Genomic DNA, 20987 nt, shown 5'->3' with positions numbered 1-20987 from the left:
TGCGAAAGAAAACGAGTTGCCCACCTTAGTTCGATCTTCATTCTACTACCTTTCCTCCGGGAGGATTTGCGGCAGTTTCAAGGATCGCACAGACAGTGAATTATCATCTAACCCTCTAATAAGAAGTTAGATAAGAGTGGAGCCAATGATCCGATTCGAACGGACGACCTGCTCATTACGAATGAGCATTTATTGCAGTATTACAGGTGTATATTGAATATATGATGTGTTTTGGATGTATTATCCTTGGTTCACAGGCCTTCTATTGCTACCTTTCTGGACAGGAATGGACAAATGCATAGGAGGCACACATGACAGCGACGAGAACCAAGAAGGGTCTTGGCAGACTCTACAAACGCAGCAACGGTAAGGAACTGCCTGCCGGGTCAAAGGTCAAGGCACCCTATTATCTAGAGTATAAAATCAACGGCAAGCGGAAGAAGGTTTGCCTCACCGACGAACACGGCAACAAGCTCTACACCAAGGAAGAGGCAGTAGAAGCGCAGATGCGCATTGTAGCCCCTTTGCAAGCAGAGAATGCAGAGCGTCAGTTGGAGGCCATGCTTCAAGCCGCAAAGGGCGAGACCGCACGAATCATTGATGCAAAACCAGCACTCCGCATTGCCGATGCCTGGACTGAATACAAGAAAGCCCACAACCGCCCAAAATCCGGGGAACGCACCTTGCACCGCTATGAGGCCTGCATTAGTGCCTTCCATGACTGGATAAAGGAGAGCTATCCCGATGTCAAAGAGTTGAGGGAAGTCGGCACAGAGCATGCCGAAGCCTATGCCGACCATCTGGAATCAAAAAAGCTATCCCCTTCATCGTTCAACATCTATTTGAACTCCTTGGCCATGGTCTGGGCTGTGCTCGAAAAGAAAGCCCGCACCACGCAGAATCCATTTGCTTGGGACAAGAAGAGCAGAACGGGCATACAGCGCAAAAACATCAAGGCAGAAGCCACGATCCGGAAAAAGCGGGCATTGACCTTGGAGGAAGTCAACAAGGTCATTGAGAAGGCAGAGGGTGACTATAGGACGCTTCTAATCATTCTTGTATGTACCGGACAGCGCCTTGTGGACGGCGTAAAGCTCCAATGGAAGGAAATCGACTACGAAAAGAACATCATAACCCTTACCCCCGCCAAGACCGCCAAGCGCACAGGCAAGCAGGTCTATATCCCTATCCTTCCCCAGTTGAGGGAAGAACTGCAAAGCATCATGCACAATGGCCGCTACGTCCTTCCCGAACTCGTGGAAGCCTACGACCGCGACAGGTCGGCCATCACGAAACGAATCCGCAAAATCTTTGATGCCGCCAAACTGAACGCACACAAAGAGACGGACATAAAAACGGGACAAGCCATAGTCGAAACCGGGGCGCACAGCCTGCGGCACTCCTTTGTCACCATTGCCCGGCTGGCTGGCTTCCCCGATGCCCTCATAATGAAAATCACAGGCCACACTTCGGAACAAATGATCGACCACTATACCGCCTTCGATGAAAAACTAGTTGCATCCTTGGCCGCTAACATCCCCCACGCCCTCCCCAACGGAAACAAAGGCTTCATCCAAGCCCCAGAGAATAAGGAGCCCTTGCCCAAGTGGGCACTCGAAAAGCTTAAGAGCATGACCGCTAAAAGCTGGGAAGAAATACGAGATGAACTGACAGCCCAAGGTTAAGCATGAAACCGCATAGATTGAATGATGAAACCATTGAGAAACTAAAAGAACTGCTGAAGCAAGATGACGAGCATCTGACAGATAGCATCATTGAACCGATTCAAATAATCACATATCAAGCATTTTTCCTGCACCATGGCGGCAACAATGGTATCATTAATCAAGATGCCTTGGATCAGCTGATTAGTGCTTTTGAAGCTTTAGGCGAACGGGATCAGAGATTGTTGATTGAACAGGTTTTTATGCTTCAAAACATACAACCAAACCACGAAAAGACAGGTTTCTACACGGATTTGGTGTTGCGAGCAGCCAAGAGTTGTTCGCAGGGGAACTCCGATAAATCACCTAGCCCATTTGAAGGCATCGAGCAATTCCTGGAGCAAAATATGAAACGGGTATTTGATCGGATGCCGAATCCTGAAGGGGATAGAGCCTCACTGTTAAAAACGTGCATGGAAATAGTGTTAGCCGATCCTGTCTTCGTAGGTACAAAGAAATGTTTGGCGGTTGAGCAAAAATTGGGGGATGTCCTTTTCGAAGAGAAGTTGCCTAAGGTTGTTACAGGAAATAAAATCCACTCAACCTATGCCGAACTTCGGGAACGGAAAGACAAGCCCCGTCAAGATGAATGGAAGAAATATCCGACGTTCCTTGATGATTACTTTGGACGGAATCCAAAGCATAGCATTACTGAGGGGAAAAGAGCCTGTGCCGCAGAATACGGCGTGAGCTTGAAAACAATCCAGCGCCATACAAGCGGCTATGAAAAACCAGGGACAGACTAAATAGAGAGTCCCGTCCTTCCTGTCTTATCTTGCCCTTAGTTCAACAAGAACTGAGGGCATTTTTCTGCGCCTAGAAAAGCAGAATCTGGACAGGAGATAGAGAGATGACCGGAAATACAGAAGTAATCAAACTGATGGTCAAGAATGATCAGACCATTCCCGACGACACCCGCAAGGAAATACTGGATGTTCTCAGCCGACAAGGACGCGGTCGCAGGCCGCGTTTAATAAATCGCCGTCAGGTGGCTGAGCTTCTCGGTGGTATTTCAACAAAAACCGTTGATCGCTACATCCAACAAGGTTTGATCCGTGAAATCCGATTCACATCAAGGCGTATCCGGTTCGATGAGGCCGAAATATTGCGTCTTGCACGGGAAGGAGTCGGCCATGAGTAAATTACCACAAAAAAACCCGCCTGAGCCGCATTCTACGATTCTCCAACAGCAAGCAATGCTCAAAGTGGTGTCGGAGCATCACCCAAGCCGACTAAATCATTTTAAGCGCGCTTATGAAGGAAATTCGTTGCGGGCAGCAATCACGGCCAAATGCAACGAATGCACATCCTGCGATACCGCCGCTATCCGCGAATGTTCAGGCACAGCCTGTCCCCTAATTCCCTATCGCCCGTATAGGCCAAAGACAGAGGGCAAAGAAGGCTGTCATGAATAATTTTCAGGAGCCGACCGTTCCAAATATCCCCGCACCACACGTCCGCGCATGGTGCCACCGTTGCGGCACCGACACCGGAACAACATTCAAGACCGCCCTGGCTGCCGGGATCGGGAATTGTTGCGCCGAGTGCGGAGCCTGCCGCAAGGGGCGACCCTACATCTCAAAACGTGATTTCCAATCTCTGATGCGCGACCGCGCCGAAGGAGCCATCCATGCAAACACCCAGCGACTGGATTAAGGTTCGCCGCCTGTTGTGGGATGATGATGAGTACATTCTACTGGCCGACACCGTGTATGAGAAGAAGCCTATGCGCCTAGCTCGCAAAATTACGGTACAGCCAAAGAAGCAGTTTTGCATCGGCAACTCGTTCTCTGCCGGTAGCACCCGCCGCCGCGACAACATTGTCCGTCTGCATACTTGGGTCATTGAACATGATGAAAAAATGCCGATTACCCATCAGCGCGATATGTGGCGGCTCGATGATACGCCGCATACCTTGCGGGTGTTTTCTGGCGGCAAGTCGATCCATACCTACATTCGGCTAGAAGAAGATGTCGATTCCATCACTTGGGAGCGAATAGCAAGAGACCTTTTGCTGATTTTCCCAAAAGCCGATCCGAAGCCACTGACCAACCGAATAAGCTTCTCAAGGTTGCCGTTTGGTGTGCGTAGTGACGGAGACCAAAGAACAGACCAGAAAGTGGAGGCCACAAATTCGCGAATACCCCTGAAAACATTGACCGATTGGATAGCCAGGCAAGATGTCATAAAGGAAAGGCAATGTCATAGAGATAGAGAAGAGTCTTCTTTTAGGGGAACCACAAGGGGAGAAAACGAGGGAGCCTGTCAAGCATGGCATGAACTCAAAACGACCTCCCCGGAAATTGCCCGTCTCTACAAAAAACTGATAGCCCACCGAGTCTCCGCCGAGCAAGGCCGCCGCAATACCGAACTGGTTGCTCTTGTTACCTTCGCCTTCGATTCAGTTTGTGAAGAAGTCGCCATGTCCTTTGCAGAGCTTTTCTACCGGCTTCATGCAAATGTGTTCGAGGACACATTGGAGCGGCACATGAAAGACGCACGCGCCCACTACAACGGAATGATGCGAAGCTATCCAGAAAGATTGAGCGAACGAGAACGATCCTTTTATGACAACCGTGATGAACGGGAACAAACCTTCTTCCGGATTTGCCGGGGGCTATCGCTCTGCGAGTGCAGCGAAGGCCGCACCCTTGGGATACCCCAAACGTACACCGGTTACCGAATGGGACTTGATACCCAACAAGTGGCCCGCCTAATCGAGAAGTTTATTTCGGCAGGCATACTCAGGCGGATACAACCAGGGACTCGCCACCATACCGACCGGAATGGAAATTTGATAAGAGGTAAAGCTGCTGTTTATGAATGGATTTTATCCCATCCCGCTCCCTCCGAGCCCTGAACCGAGTTTGTTCCGTTGGAATCCGGAGAACGACTAATGAACCACAAAATTATACCCGATCAGCAGATACCCCCCCAAACCCATGCACGGGGCAGGGGACACATAATTTTTCCAGAGTTCCTTGGGTTGACCTGCTCGAAAGACGGCACGAAAGGCGACTGTCTGATTTATCCCGACACGCCGCAAAACCGGAAGCGGCTTGTCCAGGCAAAGTGCCGCTACAACCGCCGCCATACCGGCTCGTTTGCGGACTGCCATTTTGTGCATCGCTACGAGATCCACCGCGGCGAGCCCGTCATCGTTATCCAGCGCATTGTCTAGCGCTGTTCAATCAATCCCGCCGCGCCCTGAAGAAGCGCTTAGGCTCTCCCTTTGTGGTATAGAAACGGATAACGGGGCTCTGTAAGATCTCATCCCAACTAATACAATTAATAGTCAATCGGGTGGGCATATTTTTTGTAGTATTCCTTGGAAATACGCTGAGCCTCTTCTAGTTGAGCAATAGACATTTCTATGGCGCATTCACTTCGAAGCTCCGCCGCACCTTCATGTCCCAATGCTGCCGAAACATTCAACCAAGCATAGGCTTGAACCAAATCCTTTTTTAAGCCGCCTTTTCCAAAGGCATATGCACTCCCTAATAAATATTGAGCCTCTTTTACCCCTTTTCTGGCAAGCTTTTCTGCAAATGGGATCGCCTTATCAAACTCCTCCAATTCCGAAAAAATCAATATGAGCCCCATTTGAGCTTCTAGATCATCTTGTTCAGCCGCCTTAAGATACCACCTTATCGCTTCTGTGTAGTTCTGCGAGATCCCGGCTGCTGTCTTCTCATCTCGGTAGATATGCCCTAGAAAGCGCTGTGATTTGACGTCTCCCTGCTCCGCCGCTTTTATAAACCATGCAGTTGCTTTTGAGGAATTTTGTGGCACTCCTTTTCCATATAGATAAGCCAGACCAATACAATGTTGGGATAACATATCGCCATCAAGAGCGGCCAAATGGAACCAGCGAGCTCCTTTTTTATAATCTTGTGGAACCAAACTCCCTTCGTAGCAAAATGCGCCCATCATACGCCGAGCTACCGTGTGGCCTGCTTCAGCAGCTTGTTTAAAATAAACTGTGGCTTCAGACTCATCTCCCCCCTGCATAGATGTCGAGTAGATAAGGCCGAGGGCGAACAATGCTTCTTTGTGTTGTTGTGCTGCCGCCAGCCGATACCATTTTATGGCTTTGTCGCGATCTTTTTCGAACACCTTCCCATCACGATAAAGTCCAGCCAATTCATACTGGGCTTCTGGATCTCCATTTTCGGCGGCAGTGAACAACTCTTGCCTGTTGAGAGCACCAATTCTTTCTGCAATAGAACTAATCTGTTTTTCTGCCGCCTCTGGGTCAGCAAATGTTCTCGCGTAAAATTCTTTCTCGTTCCCAAAGTTTATATCCCACCAGTCTCGTGCTCGCTCGTGTCCTTGCTCAGCGGCTTTATGCCACCACTCTCCCGCTAATTCCTTACTCTTGGGAACACCAGAACCAAGGGAATAGCATAGACCCAGTAGGAACTGTGCTTCCGCATTTCCTTGTGTGGCAGATAGCTGATACCACTTTGCGGCATCTTCATAGCTTTGCAATACACCGCTGCCCTCATAGTACAATGAGCCCAAAGAACATTGAGCCTCTGCATCCCCACGCTCGGCCTTTTGCTGAAGCGTTGCGATGTCGTCAGCCGCAAAGCTCAAGAGAGGAAGTCCGAGTAGGGCGATGGTTGCTATCAAGAATGCTGTTTTTTTCATATGATCCCCTGCGGTTATATCCCGTGGCACAAAAAAGAGGCGCAACCCCCCGGCCATGCCCTCCAGAGGCTCGCCAGAGCCCACACGCGAACACAACACAGGAGGCGCGCCCGAGTGGGCGCATCCTCCGCATGGTTCGCTCGCGTGTATTGAAACTGGCGATTTCTGAAGAGCGACTATACTTCTGATGCTAAATTGTCTTTATCTGTTTTATTAAGTCATGACCATACGCCGAAAAAGACCGGAATCAAGAGTACAGTTCACGGCAGTTGGGAATACAATGCATATCGGCCATCCTGCTTTTCTGCCCACTCCTACGCAGCAAACGCGCTCAGAACCTGCTACGCAGAACACGGTCACGTTTCCAGCTGACCTACGCCGCACCGCCAGGCGCCCTTTGTTCCTTCCGGTTCGCGACGGGAGCAGGCCACATCATCTACGATGGCCGTCCTGCATCCCTTTGCTCACCGTCATCCACAAAGTTCACCTCGCGCTGCTTCGTGTTACCCCCCAAGCCCCCCGCAACGGGGGGATGTACGCCGCGCTTAGTGCCAAAGAAGAAATTGTTCATCCAGCTTCAATCGTCGATCCGTCCACTCCCAGCGCCGCCAAGTGGAGGGTCGGGTTCCACCCCGTCCTTTGTTCGGTCGCTGTAGCCGGGATCGATGATTCCGGAAGGCGCTGTCCGTTCCCGGTCTCCTCATTCAGCTTCCTTCACAAATTCTCCTTTGTCAGCGCGGTGTGGGTGGCGGCTATTACCGCCACGTCGCGCTTCAGCCGCCTTTGCATTCCGCTCGCCGGCCAGCCAAGGCGGGGGCGCTGATGCTATCCTTCGCGGCGCTCGGAAGCATCATCGCCTGATCCCGCCAGCCTGCCCGGCCTTCGCCCTACGGGGAGCTCCACGCAAACCCGGCTCAAGCGCTCTACCTACTCCGGTCGCCCGCTGATCCGGAAAGGTCATGCTTCGATGTCGCATCACCTTCCCGGGCGGACTCCCTCCGGTGGCCTACGGCCTGCCCTGCGGGGCTATGGAGCCTTCGGCCGCACCCCGGCGGCAGTTTCGCCACGTTTCCGCTTTCAGCGAGTGGGGTCAGTACGAATAATCGTGAGCCTGCGGCATCTCCGATGCACGATTATCGGACTGACTCCCCGAGTGGCCGGAAACGCTCTGCAAAATTTGCCGGGTTGTTCCATCGCCCGCTGCGCGTTCTCCCTGATAGTTCGGAATCAAGGGGCGGTTCGTTCCTCGCACGTCCCATGCTTCCCTGCTGCCACCGGCATCGTTCCCAAGGTCGCGCTGGCGGGGGGCAAGCTCGCAAACCCGCATAATGCTTGATTATGTTCAGTGGGTTTTGGAAATCAGAATTTCAACCACCCAACATAACAAGTCATTATGCGAGCTTGGCTCGTGTCGGTGTCAAATTCATGCCACACCTACAGGGCGGGCGGGGCGGCCGTGGTTGCGGGGGCTTCCGGCTATCGCCTCCGGCCACCGCATCCCCCGCCCACCCGGCCAAAGCGCGCCCATCTCGCAAGCTTGCTGGTCACGCCCCGGCCCCCGCCCGAGAAGTAGTTCCACGCGCTCAGGTTCTCCAGTATCGCGCTACGGAACGGCCACCCAGCGGCTGCCCTGCGGGGCAAGTGGGTCTTCCAGACATTGGAACTTTTCCCTGGGAGAGGGGACGGGGGGCAATAGAGATGGGTGCGGAAATATAGCCCCTACGCCGGGCTTATCATTCCCCGTCATCATCCGGTTGCCAATCGCCCGTGTCCATATCCCTAATGCGGGAAGAGAAAACGGCATGGAACGTTTCAAGATTTTCCAGCAGCCATTGGTGCTGCATTGGCCAATCGTTCTTTTTCTTCGGATCAAGTTGGGGGTTTCGCAAGAATACATAACTGCACTTATTCTCCGGTTTTTCCTCCCAATCCAAAGCAGCACCCATTTCTTCTTCAATAGCAACCTTGTCCTGCTTGAGTAAATTGAAAATTGCGAAACGGTCTTCGCCCTTATTGATCTGCAAGCTTATTGAAATAAGACCCGATTGCATGTTCAGCAAAGCGGCAGGAAAAGCCTTGCTTGTTCCTATGCTGAAATTCATCCAATGACAGGGGTTTGGTTTTTGCGGACGCATAATGGAGCTGTTGTCCTCCATATATTCCCGGAACAGTTGCCAGAACTCCAACTGCAATTTCCGGGTAGGCGACAACTCCTTCTCCGATGATACAACAGCCGAGGTTCCACCCTTTCCTTTTGTCCACTCGTTGGGTTTCGATACCATGTTGAACTTCGGGGCAATGGCTGACTCACCAATGCGCCACAGCTCAATTTCAATCCCGAAGAAATTAATATCATCCCCAGTCACCTCATTCAGCCAATCCAACGCTGCGCGGTGTTCATCGGTGAAGCGTTTTGCAATCCATACGATCGTCACGGTGTTCAGACCAGCTGCATAGGTTAGCAGCTGCCCAAGGTGGGTATGGTCGGTACGCTCCACTTGATTTTCCACCAACACCCAGGCATTGGTAGCAGTATCCTTGCAAAGGATGTCCGCCCTGAACGCACCCACATTCTTTTCAACCGCTTCCAATTCAAGGTCGAGGCCAATGGTATTACCCAGTAAAGCAAGATTATCCTCCTTCGCCAGCCAAGGCGTAAAATCCTGCGCCTCCGTTTTCCACACATCCCGCAACTCAACTTTTTCCAATCTACCCAAACTCATTCTTGTCTCCATCCATCCGCTTTCCACCATCGATCCCAGCCATCAACCATGGTCGCAATCCCATTCAGTCGCGGTTCATCTTTCACCTTGAACACAAAACGACTGACATATTTCCCTTCCGTCTGTAGGAACACATCCACAATCTCACCAGCGTATCGGGCGGGCTCCAACTGACCTTTATGCAGAAAAAGGAAGCACCCGACAAAGGACTCTGCCTGCTCCTTGGTAAACGCCCAATAGCCCGTTTTCGTATACCCCGGCTCCCCCTCCCAAGGCTCATCCAACCCCATCCGTTCAATCAGGTGTAATCTTGTGAATGGCATGTCTATCTCTCCATCTACCAAACATCGCTGTAAATCATGAGAACCGAAAATCCGATGAGGGCTAAAAAGCTGAACCAGATAAAGAAATATGCTATTCGCCGATGCTTAATGTAATTAACGCACTTATTGAACTCGGCATCGTCACCCGTGATATTTTCCATATCCACGCCATCCAGAACGTCATCATAACGAGCCTTTAACCTCGCGTATGACTCTGAAAACAATATTTGCTTTCGTCTGGTTTCCCAACTTGAAGCCAAAAGGTGAGCGAACGAACCCGCCACAAGAATGCCTGTTAAAATAACTGCCTCCTTAGTAAAGAAGCTTCCTAGCGTTGCACCCTTAATCGATGCAGCGATGATAACGCCAAAGAAAAAAGTGAGTATCGCAAAGAAGTTGGCTTTCATGGACGAGGCCATCCCATCAGCAACTTCTAGTGATTGCCTGAACGCTTTTTGCAGAAACTCCGACAGCGAATTTTTTAGCCCAATGTACTCTGCGACATTGTCTTTTAGGTAAATTGCAAAACCGGACTGAATTGAGTAATAGCAATCTTCCGGCACAAGTAACGCGCTAGCGGCATCATGCGGCATGTGCATCGATATAATGTTTCTTGCGAGGTATAGCTTATCTGACAGATTGCCATCTGTATATGCCCACTTAAAAATACGAAACAGGGTCATCTCTTCAGAAGGTGTCCATGAAGAGTGGATGACATCGTGGAACTTAGTCTTTTTCCCCTTCAGCTTAAATGTAAGCTTTTCTTTAGAGAGTTCGGTAACATCGAACAGATAGATTGCAGACAGAACTAAGCATGCTTTTTGCAGTGCTTCGATAATCGGATTTCCTGAATCTGCCACAATGGTAGGACACAAATCGTATGGCGAAATTGTGAGCATGGAAGCTTGCCCAAAATGGCAATACTCCTGTTGCTGCTCAATGAACGATTCACGCATTTCGACATCTGAAGAGGGCGGTTCCAGATCAGCGGGAACAGATGTAAATTTCAATGAGGCCGTTGCAATAGTCGGAGTATCATCGAATAGCTGGATAGCAAGAGCCTTGTGCGATCCAATCATATTATTAAGCTCTAGTAGACGCTCATAAAAATCCTCGCTACAAAATGCCTTCCCATAACCGATGGGAAAATAAAGAGAAACCACCCCATCTTCAACCCTCTTATCGACTCTAAGGGCGAGACTGATGTTCTGATCTGAATGCTCACCAACTGCTTCTTCATATTCACCATGGAAACTTTGAGCGGCATCGATAGTGCTAGATGTTATAGTATGCTCCCACTCACCAACACTAAGCGTAATAGACACCACATCTCTCTTTGGAAAAGTAGCAATACTCTCTGCAAGCTGTTCCCACTCACAGGAAGAGTTAAATGACAGTTCAGCCTTGGCTTTGAGCAAGGTCAAACTCTCCTTAACTTCTAAGTCATTAGAGGAGAATCCTAAGTAGTTCTCTAGTTTACGAATTGGGTGCATCGATTCCATTTTTCTTGAAATACTCAAATCCACTTTCAGATTCGATAGTAATATATTTTCTACCATCGCTCTCGGAGGCTGTTACAACATTTTCTAAGTCATCAATTTCTCCAAGCAAACTCAGCTCCATATTGGGCCTAAGAGGGATTCTATGACCCATCTTTGCTTTGACCTTGTCAGCTACCACTGAAAATTGCCGATCAAACCCCTTTTGATCAGGTAAGGTTGTGGCAGCCACCAATAAACGGTCATACTTCTCACCTTGCAATTCTGTATTCAGGGGATGATACCCTCTGAAAATAATATCCAAAGCATCATCATGCTTATAATCCGAGCATGTTTTGAAATAAGAAATCACTCTATTCCGAAGCAACGTATAATCACTTTTATAATTTCTGGATAGCTTAAGCTTAAGAAGTCGCAAATGAGCGTCAAGTGCGGTTACAGTATTTGCTTCATTAGTATTTAACTCTTCAAGCTCAAGGAACTCACGCCACCAATACTTCGAGATAGAAGCATTCGTGTCGAAGACTGAAAGGGTCGGTGTTTCATTCATTTCCCCAGTTTCGGAATCAATATCGAACGTCATGGTAAAAGCTTTCAGCACGTATCGCTCAAAAGGTAAGCCCGACCTTCTTGTATAATCCGACTTATCCAAAAAGTTATTGTAGTCAACCTTAGCTATTAAAATTACAAACTGATCTTCCGCCTCATAAACCACCTGAACCAAGCCTCCAGCATGCAATTGGTTGAGATGCCCATATCGCTGATTAGCCTTTTGTTCCTCCTTCGCTAATCTAGTCGCGAGAGCAAGTGAGGTTGCATCAAAATCACAGTCGGCAATGGATGCATATTTATTGGTTAAAGTAGATGTCTCTCCAGTATCACTTGAGAATTGAAACGCTCGGTTATTTCGCTTTTTATGCAGAAAAGGAATAATGCCCTGAATGTAGTTTTTAACTTCAGCATTATTGAATGATGCCTCCGGGACATCCGCAATAGCCCTATGATAATCAATCGCGTGAAATGCTGAGTGCTTAATATCTAAATCGGTCATCTTGTCCCCTAGGTTATTTTTTCTATTCCTGCTCTGTTGCATCTCCGCCTTCAGCAGCATCTTCTTCACGCATGCGATCCGGCCAAGGAATGGAGTTAATTACTAACTTCAGGCAATACCACCATGCATAAACAGAAAAAGTGGAAGCTGCCGCTCCATCATTGAAAAGACCATGTGCTATCTGATTACGTAGATTTGCCCCAAACTCATCCGTCAGTAGAACTTTCAACTCAAAAGCTATATTGTCACCCAAGACTTCCGCCGCTCTCGGATTATCAAGTAAAGTTCCGAGACCATTTTCGGTTTCAATTCCAGATACTGGATCAAGCCGAGTTGTGATGATTTCGTTTTCCTTGAAAATAACTCGCACCAAATGCTCAACTTGCGGAACCAATAAATGGGTTGCAGCAGCAAAATCCTCCTCAAAGCCGAACAATAAACCTTTAGCCCACAAGCTAACTCTATCTTTCGGCACTGCTGAAGAGCTGGAGCAAAGAGAGCGCATCAAGTATTCCGTAAAACGGTGTTCCTCCTGAATAATATGGAAGGCTGGAATAATGGCTCCTTGCATAACGAGATCGATATGCAAATTATAGTTTTGCACCATACTTGCTCTGAGTTCTAATTGTGTGTTTGCGCTAGCGACATCAGAAATATCAATCCCCGGTGAGCGCGCACGCACTCGTCCATCATGCGTAAGATGAGTTGAGCCAAAGAGGCTGCTTAAAACATAACGTCCCATATTACGCTCAGCAGTTGCTCGAATTGCGGTGGCGTCCGCTCCTTGAAAAATATTCACGAATGCACGTATTACATCAGGAAATTCTCTTCCTTCCACAAATTGTCTGGCAGACTCTATCGATTCACTAATATCACAGCCTGGAATCATGGTTGCCTGCATATCTTCCACAGCATTTGCATTAGCTTCGTTCAGCAATCGTCTTAATTCTGTCAGGCGGTCTACAATATTATTTTCGCGTCTGAATCGATTAGGAAGAGTTCGATATTCGTGGATTGCATTTTCATAGCAATGGCCTACCGCGATAAACTCCGCTGATCGGGCAGCACCTTCTTCTGCCCAGCTCTCAGCAATTTCTACTGTTAGCGCGCGGCTTTCTTCAATTCGATCAAAATTAGTATGCCACTCTCTCGAATGCTTTATGTATGACCTTGTGCAATTCCAATCATTTTGATTTTTTGCCGTCGTAGCAATGCTTTCCAATTTATTACATACAACTATTGACTGCTCTACTTCAACACATGCCAATCCAAGTAACTGAGCAATCCATAAAGCTTGGTAGCGCCCCTCATATGTAAGTTCTTGAAGTTTGGAAAATAATGTTTCGCGAATTGTTTCCAGATGAGCCTCAGAACCTCTCCGCAGCAAATAGCACAAGCGGATAGCCCGCTCCCACGCACTCTCGCTATCACGAACGAGAGAATCTTGATCGAGTGGGAATTGTTGATACGCCTCAATTGCTGTGAATGCGTTGGCAGGATTCTTAGGAATTTCGATTAGCCAAAGCACATCAGCGAGCCGGGCTTTGATAAAGCAATCATCTACTTGAGGGATGACACCGTTAAAAAAACTCACATCCTCGGCAGTGAATATTTCAGGTATTGCCGTTGCAATTTCAACTGATATTCCACATCGAGAAACGAACGGATTATGAATACTTGAAGCATTGAAATCCATTGCGCATGCATCTGCTATAAGCCATAGCACTTTCCCCTTAGCGCTCTCTCCTGCCTCAATAGCCTCCCTAGCAACCTGCGAAAGCTTTTGCCAATAGTCCATGTAGTCTTCCGCACCATCAATAGCTGCCTCCCACCCTGATGACTGGAAATCATCTGCCGTTACAATCAAGTCCTCGGGATAGCGTTGGTCGCTCATCACCCCACCTCCCCATAAACAGGCGAAGGCACTTCTGGATAGGCGCGGTAGATGTGGCGGTAGACGGCAGAGGTCAGGTCGCTCACATCGGTTTCGGTATAGCTATTTTCCGGCAAGCCGTGCTCACCGTCATATAGGAAATTGTGGATCGTGATGCTTACCGCATCGCGGGTGGATTCCTTCTCCTGCCAATGGTGAATTTTCAGCACCTCGGCCTTGAGGGTTTCCAGCAGCTCTTCGGCTACGGCTTTAATGCGCTTGATCTCCGCCGCGCCAAGCTCCGGCTTTTTCAGCAGGTCGAATATGGCAAGGCTCTCTTCGTTCAGTCCCTCCCGCACAGCACGGTCTTCTTCTTCGTCCAGTTCCTGGACTTTCTTCAGCAGCTCGGCAAACGTCTGCTCAATGGTCAGCCTGCTTTTCTCGCTATTGTATTCGGCAATGATCTTTTCATAGTGCGCCTGCATATCTGTCCGCAGAGGATTCCGTTCGAGCATTTTTTTAAGCCGCTGCTCAATCATATCACTCATGCACTGCACCGTCGTTTTCTTGGCCGGGCTGCGTTCAAACTCCTGCCTCAACCGCTCAAAATCAATCTTGCTGATATCGTAGGGTTCATAATCGGCTTTGCCGTTACCAAATCCCGAAGGCTTGGTTTCCACCACCTCATCAACCACCCCATGCAGGATGCGGATAATATCGCTGATGTCCGCGCTCTCCTTGTCCTTCTGTAAATGCTTATAGACCACATTGATCGCATCGCGGTCGGGGCGGTAGGCATTCACCCCCGGATCATTGATGCATGCCTTGAACTTTTTGAACACCGCACGGCACATAATCTCAAACCGCTTGCGGCTCTCATCGTTTTCGTTGGCCGCTTCCTTGGCCCTCACAATCGCCGCGTTGCGTCCGAAGCCGGTAGCGGTCTTAATGTCATCCAGCGGGGCGTTGCGCTCATCAAGGAACGAACGGACAAAACCAATCGCCTCGCCCAGCTCCTCCAGCAGCTCTTCCTTAGGCCGTCCCGGATCAGCACCTCCGCCACCGCCACCGCGTCCGTCGTCGCCCGCTCCCGCAAACGTAGCCAATGCCTTGCGCAGGTTTTTCAGAATCCCGCAGTAGTCCACAATCAGGCCGTTGTTCTTGCCCTCGCTCACGCGGTTTGCCCGCGCAATCGCCTGCATCAGCGTATGTGCTTTAAGCGGCTTATCGATATAGAGCGTTGAAAGGCTCGGTACATCAAAGCCCGTAAGCCACATGGCGCAGACAATCACAACGCGGAACGGATGCGCAGGCTCCTTGAAAGCCGAATCCATATCCAGATGCTGCATCCCCATGAACTCCGGGCGGTCGCGCAGCTTTTCGGGAATACTGAATCCCTCCTTAATGAGTCGGCGGTGCGGGGTAATATCCAAGTCCCACTTGCGGAACTTTTCCATCTCACCCTGTTCCTCGCTCACCACAACGGCCATTTCCGTTTCCTGCATCCATGCCAGTTGACGAAGGCGGTAAAGCTCATCCTGCTCATCCTTTGCGGTAGGCAATAGTGCGCTCAGCTCTTCAATGCGTTCCTTCCAGCGTTTGGAAATCAGCTCGTGCATCTTCACGCAGGTAATCTTATCGATGCACACCAGCATCGCCTTACCGCTTTCCCAGCCCGTCGAATAATGCTCCACAAAATCCTCGGCCACCTGAGACAGCCGTTCGTGAGCGGTGATAATATGATAGTCCTGCTTCAGCGCCTGCTCCAGCCGCTGCTTCTTATTGATATCCATGGTGGACTCAATCTCTTCCAGCTTCTCGGCAATCCGCTCGTTCAAATCGTTGGTGGCGATTTTCAACCGCTCGCCCCGTGCATCATAATAGAGCGGCACGGTTGCGCCGTCCTCCACCGCCCGCTGGAAGTCATAGGTCGAAACATACTCCCCGAACACCCGCCGCGTAATTTCGTCATCCGAAAACAGCGGCGTACCCGTAAAGCCCATATAGCTCGCATTCGGCAAGGCATTGCGCAGGTTCAGCGCCAGCGTGCCGTATTGGGTGCGGTGCGCCTCGTCCGTAATCACAATCACATCGTCGCGCTCCGAATAGAACGCATCTTCTTCCACATCCTGATTAAACTTCTGGATCAGCGAGAACACATACGACTTGTGCTGCCCCAGCAACCGTTCCAGATGCTTCCCGTTCGCCGCCCGGCATGGATCGCGGTCATTATTCACCACGCCGCACCCCGCGAAGGTCTTATAGATTTGCCCGTCAAGGTCATCCCGGTCGGTCAGGATCACAAACGTAAAGTTGCCGCCCAGCCTGCGGTGCACCTTGCGCGTAAAGAACAGCATCGAATAGCTCTTGCCCGATCCCTGCGTATGCCAGAACACCCCCAGCTTGCCCTCGCGCTCCTCCCGCTGCTCCACCGACTCAATCGCACGGTTCACCCCAAGGAACTGATGGTTGCGGGCGAGAATCTTAACCGCCTTGCCCGTCGAATCATCGAACAGGATAAAATTCTCGATCAAGTCCATGAAATTGCGCTTATCGCAGATACCCTTCAGCAGCGTCTCCATGTCCACTACGCCCGGCTCATCCTCCTCAAGGCGCTTCCAATCCGCAAAGTGGTTATACTGGCTCGTAATCGTCCCCACCTTCGCCTCAATGCCGTTGCCCAGCATCACAATCGCGTTATGGTGGAACAGATGCGGAATCGTATCCTTATAGTCCGCCAGATTTTCACGGAACGCCACCTCCAGATCGCGGTGCACATTTTTGCACTCCACAAACAACAGCGGAATCCCGTTCACAAAACCAATAATATCCGCCCGCCTGCGGTAAAGATCGCCCCGCACCCACAGCTCGCGAACGCAGAGGAAATCGTTTTCCGTCGGCTCATCAAAATCAAACACCCGCAGTGTCTGCTTCTTCTGCTCGCCCTGGTCATTGCGGAAAGCCACCCGCACCCCGTTGCGTAGCAGTTCATACTTTTCGCGGTTTGTCGAAAACAGCGTCTGACTGATCATCGACTCGACCACCTGCCGCACCGCATCCTGATACGCCAGCTCCGGCAAGTCCGGATTCAATTCCTCCAGCTTTTCCCGAAGCAACGGCTTTAGAATGACCTCTTTGTCGTTCTCCCGCCCCAGCAAACCGCCCGCGCCAAAGGTCTCATGGTTATAGGCCAACACCGAACGCCACCCCAGATCATCGCGCAGATAGTCTGCCGTCGTCTGCTGCACTAGGGTATCTTCGGTGTACGCGCTCATACCTCAATCTCTCCATTCATCAGGCGGGGAAGTAATAGGTCGCGGGCTTCAGCCAATTTTCGGTTTTGAGCCACTATATTTTTTATCTGGTCATAGATAGGCAAGATGTAGTCGATAAATTCATCCAGCATGGAATGCTTTGGCATTATAAAGTCGAGCGCCTTCAGCGTTTGTTGACTAATATTCGTCTGAGCCGCACCTTGCGACAGGCCAATTAGATATTCCCTATGTTCCTGCACCCATTTTTGAAGAAATAAATTGTCTTCCAGCCTCCGTCTCGGAAAGAACGCAACACATGCTTGATTGGATGCTGACGGGGCGGCCAACAATCCTGTTCGCCCAATATTTGTTCCTCCATAAATTGCAACAAGGAGGGTTCCGACCGGAAACAACTTTGCGGCAGATTTAGAAATAGCCTCTTCCGTTATTTTTTCATCTGCCTCTAAAATGAAAAGTTCATTAAGCTCTTGAGTCTTAACCCAGTTAATATCTCCCGTGTAGTATTCGGGAACTTTTCGACTCGGTGTGCCCCCAGAGGTACTATCGAAAAAGTCAGATATAATTCCTTTCTTCCACCCCTCCGGCACGCCATCGACCACCTTGACCTGCTCATGGCCGGGGAAGCGCAGATGGATAAACCACTCCTTGTACAGCAGCCGCGCCGACTCCTCCAGCAACGCAATCCGCCGCCGATTGTTTTCTATCAGATCGTCGTAGGCTCCCAGAACATCAACCACGCGCTGCTGTACTTCCAATGGTGGGAACTTTACCTCAAAGTCAGGGAAATCTTTTATTGGAAGACGATTCACCGTTGCGCCGACGATGACCTTCGTATCCGCATACGACTTCCAGCCTGGAGAGAGAAAATAGAAATGGAGATAGCGTGACAGGAGTTTCTTTGGGTCGGGGCGGACTAGTCCCATCCTCCGGCCTAAGCATCCATCGAAGCCTTCAGGAATTACTCCGTAACGATGAAGCGTTGCTTCATACGAAAATACAACGTCGCCAGCCGTTGGTGTTACGCGCTTCGTCCATCGAGGGAACTCTTGATCTGAAACATATTTAATGTCGGAAAAATCCAACCGCCCATCAGGCGTAACGTTCTTTATCCCTAAGAAAATATGTCCGTCATCGGACTCCTTTGGTGTCGCGTGCGGCCCATCGTATATGCCAAGAGCATAATCCTTTATTGCCCCGGAACGAAAACTCATACCCCCAGCTCCTCAAAGTTACGGGCAATTTTCGCGGCCAAATCAACGGCTTCTTCATTAAGTCCGGCCAGCTCCACATGGATATCGCGCAGGGCTTCTTCAAAATCAAAATCCTCGTCCACCTCTTCCGGGGCAACGCCGACATACCGCCCCGGCGTGAGGCTCCAATCATTGGAAGCCAACTCGGTGTGATTCACCAGCTTAACCAGCCCCTCCACATCGCGCAGCTCGCCATCAGGAAAGCGCGACAGCAGCCAATGCGCCTGCTTATAAAAATAACGCACCCGCTTCAACTGCTCGACCGCATCCTTCCGCGCTGCCTCCGCCTCTTTCCGAAGGTTGGATTTCCGTGCCCCGTTGATCTCGGCACTTTTCCAAAGGTCGGAACTCTTGGCATCCAATTCCTTTTCGCACAGCTCAATCAAACGCGTCGCCAACTTATAGGCATGGTCGGCCAGCTTCACCAGATCGCGACTGCCCTCGGCCAATAGAGCTGGGCTGCTCTGTTCATCGGCAAAAAAGTGCAGTTCCTTGACTGTATTAGAATCCGATTCGTTCCATTGCTTCTGAGTATCCTGTCGCAATCCATCATATGCGCCGACATGGTTGTCCAAATCACCGAGTGCTTTCCTCAGCTCGGAATCCGTTTCGGCCTGTGCCCCGTCTTCCGGCAGCGAATCTAAAAACGGCTTCATAGCATCAAACAACTTATTGACCGCCTTGATGAAATCCGGCAACGGCTCGGACGCAGATACCGTGTTGCCCTGATTCACAAAGCAGCTATGCGCCTCGTTCAACACCTGATCCACATACGACTGCACCAGCTCAATAAACCGCTCATTCTGCCCACGGTAGAGCCAGAAGATGGAGTTGAGGTTCTTTTCCTGCTCCGGGGTAAAGTCGAAGATTTTGCGCGTTACCTTGCGGTAGACGTTGCGGGCATCGACCATCAGCACCTTGTCCTTGTGCTCGGCGGGTTTGTCCTTGTTGAAGAACCAGAGCTGACACGGCACGGAGCGGGTATAGAAAAAGTTGCCACGCACATCAATCATCGCCTCAACCGCACCCGTCTCAATCAACTTCTGCCGCACCTTGGCCTCTTCGCCGCCTGCGCTCGATGCCTGCGACGACATCACAAAGCCCGCCCGTCCCTTTTCGCTCAGGTAGCTATAGAAATAGGAAATCCACAGATAGTTGCCGTTGGAAACCTTCTCCTTCTTGTTCACGCCCGGCAGGCCAAACGGCAAACGCGGGTCGCGCTTCACCTTTTCCGCGTCCACCTCGTCGGTATTGAACGGCGGGTTGGCCATCACATAGTCGGCCTTGCCCAGCAGCTCGTGCGGGTCTTCATAGTAGGAAATCGCCTTGCGGATGTCGCCCTCCAGCCCATGCACGGCAAGGTTCATCTTGCCCAGCCGGATCGTGGTTGGATTCTTTTCCAGCCCGTAGAAGGTCAGCCGCTCCGAAGGGTTGGCCTTCATCTGCTCCACAAACTTCGCGCTCTGCACAAACATGCCGCCCGAACCGCAGGCCGGATCAAGCACGCTGCCCCGCTCCGGCTCCAGCACATGGGCAATCAGCGACACCAGCGAAACCGGGGTAAAAAACTCCCCGCCGTCATGCGCCTTGTCGTTGGCAAACTGCGTCAGGAAATATTCATAGATGCGCCCGAAGATGTCGCCCGAAGCCTTTTTCAGCTCGTCCGGGTTCAGGGTGCGCAGCAGCGTGCCCAGCACCTCGTTATCCAGCTCGTGGTATTCCGCCTTCGGCAGCACGCCCGAAAGCGTTTCATAGTCCGCCTCGATGGACTCCATCGCCTCCACCACCGCAGCCGCACGGTCTTTGTCGTCCGACAGCGACACCAGATAGTCAAACTGCGCCTTCTCCTGAAGAAAGATCGCCCCCTTCTGCGAAAAGTCCGCCTTCGTCAAATCCCGCGTCTTCCCGCCCCGGCTCGGCAATGAGGCCACAATATCATCCTTCACATTCAGAAAGCGGCTATAGGCATGACGCAGAAACACCAAGCCCATCACCGGCATAAAATATTCATTACTCGCATAGTTGGAGCCTGTACGCAGCAAATCCGCCGCACTCCACAACCGCTTCTCAATCGCCTCAATATTCTCTAACTGCGCCATTTAATTCTCTTCCTGTTGTTGCTGTTCAAAATCCTGCCGCATCAATAATCCCAGCTCATCACCTGTTGTAATGATGTCGGGTTTGCTCTCTAAATCGGTATCAAGCTGGGTGGGGGCATAGCCTTTGGGCTTTTTTGTGTCAGCACGTACAACCCAAGAGGCCAGAGGGCATTTGCGCCCAAGCCGACCGCTAACGGAACGGTGGGGCGTATGCGTATACTCCCCAACAGCCCCATACGTCGCCCTGGTCTTATTCCGTTGCAGGCACTCACACACCCGCTGCATTTCCAAATCCATGCTGCTTCCCCCAGCAAATCACTACACGCATTAATAACCTTTAAATGATAGGCTTGGAATCCGCCCTTCACAAGCAACCCTTCAAAAGAAATCAACTAGTATTTTCTACTAGACCAGCCACCACCTGAGCCCCGGCCTGGTGGGTGCCACCAATCCAGTTTGGCCAAAATCCTCGTTTCCGCTCAGCGGTGAGGGTTAATGCCCGGGCTTAAACTCCCTT

At 50.6% G+C, this 20987-nt stretch carries 18 protein-coding genes; 8 read left to right on the top strand and 10 right to left on the bottom strand.

The window, feature by feature from the left end; genetic code table 11:
• Nucleotides 1-311 precede the first annotated feature (311 nt).
• The 7 genes from E9954_RS28535 to E9954_RS28505 all read left to right on the top strand — a co-directional run bounded on the left by E9954_RS28535 (nucleotide 312) and on the right by E9954_RS28505 (nucleotide 4905).
• Entirely contained in the window at nucleotides 312-1685 is a 1374-nt protein-coding gene (locus E9954_RS28535) for a tyrosine-type recombinase/integrase (RefSeq protein ID WP_136082699.1), read from the top strand.
• 2 nt (nucleotides 1686-1687) lie between these two features.
• Nucleotides 1688-2470, top strand: a complete 783-nt coding sequence (locus E9954_RS28530) for a hypothetical protein (protein ID WP_136082698.1) — start codon at nucleotides 1688-1690, stop codon at nucleotides 2468-2470.
• A gap of 104 nt (nucleotides 2471-2574) precedes the next feature.
• The gene (locus E9954_RS28525) at nucleotides 2575-2865 is read left to right on the top strand and encodes a helix-turn-helix transcriptional regulator (RefSeq protein ID WP_136082697.1); all 291 of its coding nucleotides are present in this window, start codon (nucleotides 2575-2577) and stop codon (nucleotides 2863-2865) included.
• Nucleotides 2858-3139 carry a hypothetical protein gene (locus E9954_RS28520; RefSeq protein ID WP_136082696.1) on the top strand — a complete coding sequence of 94 codons (282 nt, stop codon included), beginning with the start codon at nucleotides 2858-2860 and terminating at the stop codon, nucleotides 3137-3139. Before E9954_RS28525 ends, E9954_RS28520 begins: the two co-directional genes overlap by 8 nt.
• Nucleotides 3132-3380 (top strand): hypothetical protein, encoded by a 249-nt coding sequence (locus E9954_RS28515; protein WP_136082695.1) that lies wholly within the window; start codon nucleotides 3132-3134, stop codon nucleotides 3378-3380. Before E9954_RS28520 ends, E9954_RS28515 begins: the two co-directional genes overlap by 8 nt.
• Nucleotides 3355-4584 carry a hypothetical protein gene (locus tag E9954_RS28510; RefSeq protein WP_136082694.1) on the top strand — a complete coding sequence of 410 codons (1230 nt, stop codon included), beginning with the start codon at nucleotides 3355-3357 and terminating at the stop codon, nucleotides 4582-4584. Before E9954_RS28515 ends, E9954_RS28510 begins: the two co-directional genes overlap by 26 nt.
• Before the next feature lie 36 nt (nucleotides 4585-4620).
• Entirely contained in the window at nucleotides 4621-4905 is a 285-nt protein-coding gene (locus E9954_RS28505) for a hypothetical protein (RefSeq protein ID WP_136082693.1), read from the top strand.
• A gap of 107 nt (nucleotides 4906-5012) precedes the next feature.
• Here the strand turns inward: E9954_RS28505 and E9954_RS28500 are convergent, their stop codons facing one another.
• Complete coding sequence (locus E9954_RS28500) at nucleotides 5013-6377, bottom strand: tetratricopeptide repeat protein (protein ID WP_168442665.1); 1365 nt, start codon at nucleotides 6375-6377, stop codon at nucleotides 5013-5015.
• A gap of 959 nt (nucleotides 6378-7336) precedes the next feature.
• Here E9954_RS28500 and E9954_RS32805 point away from each other — a divergent pair.
• Nucleotides 7337-7480 carry a hypothetical protein gene (locus tag E9954_RS32805; RefSeq protein ID WP_168442664.1) on the top strand — a complete coding sequence of 48 codons (144 nt, stop codon included), beginning with the start codon at nucleotides 7337-7339 and terminating at the stop codon, nucleotides 7478-7480.
• Between the two features lie 630 nt (nucleotides 7481-8110).
• Here the strand turns inward: E9954_RS32805 and E9954_RS28495 are convergent.
• The 9 genes from E9954_RS28495 to E9954_RS28455 are packed head-to-tail and all read right to left on the bottom strand — an operon-like array spanning nucleotide 8111 to nucleotide 20767.
• Nucleotides 8111-9100, bottom strand: a complete 990-nt coding sequence (locus tag E9954_RS28495) for a DUF4268 domain-containing protein (RefSeq protein ID WP_187357971.1) — start codon at nucleotides 9098-9100, stop codon at nucleotides 8111-8113.
• Nucleotides 9097-9423 carry a hypothetical protein gene (locus E9954_RS28490; RefSeq protein ID WP_136082690.1) on the bottom strand — a complete coding sequence of 109 codons (327 nt, stop codon included), beginning with the start codon at nucleotides 9421-9423 and terminating at the stop codon, nucleotides 9097-9099. The genes E9954_RS28495 and E9954_RS28490 overlap by 4 nt, the downstream gene beginning before the upstream one ends.
• Before the next feature lie 14 nt (nucleotides 9424-9437).
• Nucleotides 9438-10949 carry a hypothetical protein gene (locus E9954_RS28485; protein WP_136082689.1) on the bottom strand — a complete coding sequence of 504 codons (1512 nt, stop codon included), beginning with the start codon at nucleotides 10947-10949 and terminating at the stop codon, nucleotides 9438-9440.
• On the bottom strand, nucleotides 10900-12042 hold the full coding sequence (locus E9954_RS28480) for a nucleoid-associated protein (RefSeq protein WP_136082688.1): 1143 nt from the start codon (nucleotides 12040-12042) through the stop codon (nucleotides 10900-10902). Before E9954_RS28480 ends, E9954_RS28485 begins: the two co-directional genes overlap by 50 nt.
• Nucleotides 11996-13867 carry a DUF4209 domain-containing protein gene (locus E9954_RS28475; protein WP_136082687.1) on the bottom strand — a complete coding sequence of 624 codons (1872 nt, stop codon included), beginning with the start codon at nucleotides 13865-13867 and terminating at the stop codon, nucleotides 11996-11998. Before E9954_RS28475 ends, E9954_RS28480 begins: the two co-directional genes overlap by 47 nt.
• Nucleotides 13867-17121, bottom strand: coding sequence for a type I restriction endonuclease subunit R (locus E9954_RS28470; RefSeq protein ID WP_136082686.1), 3255 nt, complete (start codon nucleotides 17119-17121; stop codon nucleotides 13867-13869). The genes E9954_RS28475 and E9954_RS28470 overlap by 1 nt, the downstream gene beginning before the upstream one ends.
• Nucleotides 17118-18332, bottom strand: coding sequence for a restriction endonuclease subunit S (locus E9954_RS28465; RefSeq protein ID WP_136082685.1), 1215 nt, complete (start codon nucleotides 18330-18332; stop codon nucleotides 17118-17120). The genes E9954_RS28470 and E9954_RS28465 overlap by 4 nt, the downstream gene beginning before the upstream one ends.
• Nucleotides 18329-20470, bottom strand: coding sequence for a class I SAM-dependent DNA methyltransferase (locus E9954_RS28460; RefSeq protein ID WP_136082684.1), 2142 nt, complete (start codon nucleotides 20468-20470; stop codon nucleotides 18329-18331). Before E9954_RS28460 ends, E9954_RS28465 begins: the two co-directional genes overlap by 4 nt.
• Nucleotides 20471-20767, bottom strand: a complete 297-nt coding sequence (locus tag E9954_RS28455) for a hypothetical protein (protein ID WP_136082683.1) — start codon at nucleotides 20765-20767, stop codon at nucleotides 20471-20473.
• Between the last annotated feature and the right edge of the window lie 220 nt (nucleotides 20768-20987).

The organism is Pontiella desulfatans, assembly GCF_900890425.1.
GTDB classification, from domain to species: domain Bacteria; phylum Verrucomicrobiota; class Kiritimatiellia; order Kiritimatiellales; family Pontiellaceae; genus Pontiella; species Pontiella desulfatans.
The sequence above is the reverse complement of the archived record's forward strand: the minus strand, read 5'-3'. Positions and strand labels throughout refer to the sequence as shown.